The following is a 5,970-nucleotide window of genomic DNA, read 5'->3' on the forward strand; positions in this document are numbered from 1 at the left end:
CGTCGGGCTCTCCCTGTTCGCCGACCCCGGCCGCCACGACGCCGCTGCTCTCGCCCTCCACCACCGGCGCTTCCGCACCCTGCTGCGCCGCGTCGTCACCCAGCCCCGGCGGCGCGTCGCCGAACTGGACGCACTCACCTGCGCCGAACGCCGCACCGCCACCTCCGGCGGGGCCCCCGCCGACCTGCCCTCCCCCGCACCGGCCGTGCACCGGATCTTCCAGCAGCGCCTCAAGCAGGCCCCGCACGCCACCGCCGTCGTGAGCGGCGACGAGCGCCTGACCTACGCCGAGCTCAACGCCCGCGCCAACCAGCTCGCCCACCGCCTCATCGAACGCGGCTGCCGGCACGCCGACGCCGTCGGCATCGCCCTGCCCCGCTGCACCGACCTCGTCACCGCCGTCCTCGGCGTGCTCAAGGCGGGCGCCTCCTACGTCCCCCTCGACCTCCGCCAGCCCGCGGCCCGGCTGCGGCTGGTGCTGGCCGAGACCGGCGCGCGGACCGTCATCACCGGCGCCGGCACCGCGCCGCACCCCGCCACCGACGGCCTCGACGTGCTCGCCATCGACGGGGCCTGGCACGAGGCCGACCCCGGCACGCCCCTTGTGGACGTCGCCCCCGACGACCTCGCCTACACCATGTACACCTCCGGATCCACCGGCCGCCCCAAGGGCATCGGGATCCCCCACCGCGCCGTGGCCGCGCTCGCCGCCGACCGGCGCTGGCGCGGCGGCGGGCACCAGCGCGTGCTCCTGCACTCCCCGCACTCCTTCGACGCCTCCACCTACGAGCTGTGGGTCCCGCTGCTGGGCGGCGGCACCGTCGTCGTCGCCCCGCCCGGCGACCTCGGCCCCGAGCAGCTGCGGCGGACCCTCACCGAAGGCGGCGCCACCGGCGCCTTCATCACCAGCGCGTTCTTCGACGTCATCGCCGACGAGCTCCCCGACTGCTTCGCCGGGATGCGCGAGGTCTGGGTCGGCGGCGACCGGGTCTCGCCGCAGTCGTGCCGGCGCGTGCTCGACCACTGCCCCGGCCTGCGCCTGGCCAACGGCTACGGCCCCACCGAGACCACCACCTTCGCCCTCGCCCACCCGCTGCACGGCCGGGTCGGCGAGACCGTGCCCATCGGGCGGCCCATGGACGGCACCGGCGCCCGCATCCTCGACCCCCACCTGTGCCCCGTCCCCGCCGGCGTGCCCGGCGAGCTGTACCTGTCCGGCAGCGGCCTGGCCCGCGGCTACCTGAACGCACCCGCCCTCACCGCGGAGCGGTTCGTCGCCGACCCCTTCGGGCCGCCCGGCACCCGCATGTACCGCACCGGTGACGTGGTGCTCCGCCGGGCCGACGGCGAGATCGAGTTCCTGCGGCGCGCCGACGACCAGGTGAAGATCCGCGGCCTGCGCATCGAGCCGGGCGAGGTCGAAGCCGCCCTGCGCGACCACCCCGGGGTCGCCAACGCCGCCGTCACGGTGCGCGAGGACCGCCCCGGCGACCGCCGGCTCGTCGGCTACATCGTGGCCGCCGACACCGGCCCCCACGACGGCGGCGACGCGCAGGCCCACCAGGTCACCGAGTGGCAGCGGATCTACGACGGGCTCTACGGCGCCGCCCCCGACGCCCCCGCCACGGGCACCGCCGCCCCCGACACCCCGAGCGCCCCGCTCGGGGCCGACTTCACCGGCTGGAACAGCAGCTACGACGGCCGCCCCATCCCGGCCGACCACATGCACGAGTGGCGCGACGCCACCGTCGACCGGATCCGCGCGCTGCGCCCCCGCCGGGTGCTGGAGATCGGGGTCGGGACCGGCCTGCTGCTCGCCCGCCTCGCCCCCGACTGCGAGGAGTACTGGGGCACCGACTTCTCGGCGCCCGCCATCGACGCGCTGCGCCGCAACGTGGAGCGCATCCCCGGCCTCACCGGCCGCGTCCGCCTGCGCGTTGCCCCCGCCGACAACACCGCCGGCCTGCCCGCCGGGCACTTCGACGCCATCGTGGTCAACTCCGTCGTCCAGTACTTCCCCAACGGCGGCTACCTCACCGAGGTCCTGCGCCGCGCCACCGATCTGCTGGCCCCCGGCGGCGCGATCTTCGTCGGCGACGTCCGCGACCTGCGCCTCTCCCGCCTCTTCCACACCGAGACCACCCTGCGCCGCGCCGACCCCGGCGACGACGCGGCGGCGCTGCGCACGGCCGTGGAACGCCACATCGCCGCCGAGCAGGAGCTCCTGGTCGCCCCCGCCTACTTCGCCGCCCTGACCGCCGCGGTCCCCGGGCTGACCGGCGCCGACGTGCGCATCAAACGCGGACGCCGCCGCAACGAGATGTCGCAGTACCGCTACGACGCCGTGCTGCGCACCGCCCCGCCGGGCCCGCCCGGCCCCGCCCCCCTCGACCTCGTGTGGGGGGCCGACGTCACCGACCCCGGCCACCTGGCCGACCTGCTCGCCGAGCGCCCCGCCCCCCACATCCGGCTGACCGGCGTACCCAACGCCCGCGTCGCCCCCGCGGCCGCCGCCTGGCGGGCGCTGCACGAGGACGGCGACGCCGACCTCGCCCGCGCCGCCCTGGAGCGGCCCGCGCCCGGCGTCCCAGACCCCGAGGACCTGCACGAGGCCGCGCGCCCCACCGGCCACCGCACCGTGGCCACCTGGTCCGGCGCCGGCGACGGCAGCCTCGACGTCCACTTCTTCGACCCCCGGGACGGCGCCGGCACCGTGCCCGCCGGCCTCTACCGCCCGCCCGGCGGCCCCGGCACCGACCCCGCCCGCCACACCAGCAGCCCCCACCTGTCGCGCCAGGCCGGCGTCCTGCTCGCCCGGGTCCGCACCCACCTGGCCGAGCGGCTGCCCGACCACCTGGTGCCCCGCCACATCATGGCGCTGGAACGGCTGCCGCTCACCCGCAACGGCAAGGTCGACCGCGCGGCCCTGCCCGCCCCCCGCTCCGGGGCCGTCGCCGAAGGCCGCGCACCGCGCACCCCGATGGAGGAGCGCCTGTGCGCCCTCTACGCCGAGATCCTCGGCGTCCCCCCGGTGACGATCGACGACGACTTCTTCGACCTGGGCGGGCACTCGCTGTCGGCCACCCGGCTCGCCAGCCGGATCCGCACCACGCTGGGCATCGAACTGTCGGTGCGCACGGTCTTCGAGGCCCCCCGCGTCGCCGACCTCGTACACCGTCTCGGCGGCGGGTCCACCCGCCGCGCGCTCGCCCCCCGGCCCCGCCCCGCCCGGGTCCCGCTCTCGCACGCGCAGGCGCGCCTGTGGTTCCTGCACCGCCTGGAGGGCCCCACCGCCACCTACAACGTGCCGTTGCGCATCCGGCTCTCCGGGCGGGTCGACCGCGATGCGCTGCGCGACGCGCTGGCCGACGTCGCCGGCCGCCACGAGAGCCTGCGCACCGTCATGGCCGAGCACGACGGCATCCCGCACCAGGTCGTGCTGGCCGGCGCGCGCCCGGAGTTCACCTTCACCGCCACCGCACCCGGCGAGCTGGAGGACCGCGCCGCCCAGGCCGCCCGGCGCCCGTTCGCCATCGAATCCGAGCTCCCGATCCGCGCGGCGCTGTTCGAGGTGGCCGAGAACGACCACGTGCTCCTCGTGGTCGTGCACCACATCGCCTGCGACGGCTGGTCCCTGGCCCCGCTCTGGCGCGACCTCGCCGCCGCCTACACCGCCCGCACCGCCGGCCGCGCCCCCGACTGGGCACCCCTGCCGGTGCAGTACGCCGACTACACGCTCTGGCAGCGCGACCTGCTCGGCGAAGGCGCCGGGAGCCTCGCCGAACGCCAGCTCGACCACTGGCGCCGCGCCCTCGCCGGGCTGCCTGAACGCCTCGCCCTGCCCACTGACCGGCCCCACCCGCCGGTCGCCGGCCACCGCGGCGACCGCGTCCGCTTCGAGGTCCCCGCCCCCCTGCACCGCGCCCTCACCGCCCTGGCCCAAAGCCACGGCGCCAGCCTGTTCATGGTGCTGCACGCCGGGTTCGCCGCCCTGCTGACCCGGCTGGGCGCCGGGACCGACATCCCCATCGGCAGCCCCATCGCCGGCCGCACCGACGACGCCCTGGACGACCTCGTCGGGTTCTTCGTCAACACCCTCGTCCTGCGCACCGACACCTCCGGCGACCCCCGGTTCCGCGACCTGCTGGCCCGCGTCCGCGAGGTCGACCTCGCCGCCCACGCCCACCAGGACCTCCCGTTCGAACGCCTCGTCGAGGAGGTCCGCCCCGCGCGCTCCCTCACCCACCACCCGCTGTTCCAGGTCATGCTCGCCCTCCAGAACGCCCCCGGGGCCGGGTTCCACGCCCCCGGCATCACCGCCGAGATCGACCTCATGGGCGCCGGGACCTGCCGGTTCGACCTCGTGCTCAGCCTCACCGAGCACCTCGACGACGACGGCACGCCGCTCGGGCTCGCCGGGATCGCGGAGTTCGGCACCGACGTCTTCGACCGCGACACCGTCGACGCGCTCGTGCGGCGCCTGATCCGGCTGCTCGGCTCCGCCGCCGCCGACCCCGGGCTGCGCATCGGCGCCCTCAGCGTCCTCGACCCCGAGGAACGCCACCGCACCCTGGAGACCTGGAACGACACCGCGCGCGACCTGCCCCGCATGCCCTTCCCCGGCCTGTTCGAACGCCAAGCCGCCGCCACGCCCGACGCCCCCGCTCTCATCCACGCCGGCACCACCTGGACCTACGGCGAGCTGAGCGCACGCGCCAACCGGCTCGCCCGCGCCCTCATCGCCCGCGGCGCCGGCCCCGAGCGCTTCGTCGCCATCGCCCTGCCCCGCTCCGCCGACCTGGTGGCGGCGGTGCTGGCGGTCCTCGCCTCCGGCGCCGGCTACCTCCCGCTCGACCCCGGCCAGCCCGGCGAACGGCTCGCCGGGATGCTCGCCGACACCCGCCCCGTGCTCGTGCTCGGCACCGCCGCGACCCTGGCCGGCCTGCCCGACACCGACGCGCCGTCCGCCGCCTTCGGCGACATCGAGGCCGAGGCCGCCGGGCTGAGCGCGGCCCCGGTCACCGACGCCGAGCGCACCGCCCCGCTGCGCCCCGGCCACCCCGCCTACACGATCTTCACGTCGGGCTCCACCGGACGGCCCAAGGGGGTGGTCGTCACCCACACCGGCCTGCCCGGCCTGGCCGCGGCCAACCGCGAGCGCTTCGGCGTGACCGCCGGCAGCCGCGTCCTGCAATTCGCCCCGATCGGCTTCGACGGCGCGGTGTGGGAGATCCTGGGCGCCCTCGCCGCGGGCGCCACCTTGGTCACCGCGGCGGCCGACGACATCACCCCCGGCCCTGCACTGGCCGGACTCGCCGCCCGTCACCGCATCACCCACGCCACCCTGCCCCCGGCGGTCCTGGCCGCCATGGACCCCGCCGACCTGCCCGGACTGGGCTCGATCATCTCCTCCGGCGAGGACCTGCCCGGGCGCCTGGCCGCGGCCTGGTCGCAGGGGCGCCGCCTCATCAACGGCTACGGGCCCACCGAGACCACCGTGTGCGCCACGCTGAGCACCCCGCTGTCGGGCGACGGACCACCGCCCATCGGGCGGCCCACCGTCGACGCCCGCTGCTACGTGCTCGACGACCGGCTCGCCCCGATGCCGGCGGGGGCGGTGGGGGAGCTCTACGTCGCCGGCCCCGGCCTGGCCCGGGGCTACCTCGGCAACCCCGGCCTCACCGCCGCCCGGTTCGTCGCCGACCCGTTCGGCGGCCCGGGAACCCGCATGTACCGCACCGGCGACCTCGCCCGGTGGACGCGGGCCGGCCACCTGGAGTTCGCGGGCCGCGCCGATGACCAGGTGAAGATCCGCGGGTTCCGGATCGAGCCGGGCGAGGTCGCCGCCGTCCTCGAACGCCACCCGGCCGTCGCCCGCGCCGCCGTCGTCGCCCGCGAGGACCGCCCCGGCGACCGCCGGCTCGTCGGCTACATCGTGGCCGCCGACACCGGCCCCCACGACGGCGGCGA

General features: G+C 77.2%; 1 protein-coding gene. It reads left to right on the forward strand.

The window, feature by feature from the left end:
* On the forward strand, positions 1-5,970 hold a 5,970-nt coding region (locus tag ACFOVU_RS15550; RefSeq protein ID WP_378534889.1), incomplete at both ends, for an amino acid adenylation domain-containing protein.

Source organism: Nocardiopsis sediminis (assembly GCF_042650565.1).
Lineage (GTDB): Bacteria > Actinomycetota > Actinomycetes > Streptosporangiales > Streptosporangiaceae > Nocardiopsis_B > Nocardiopsis_B sediminis.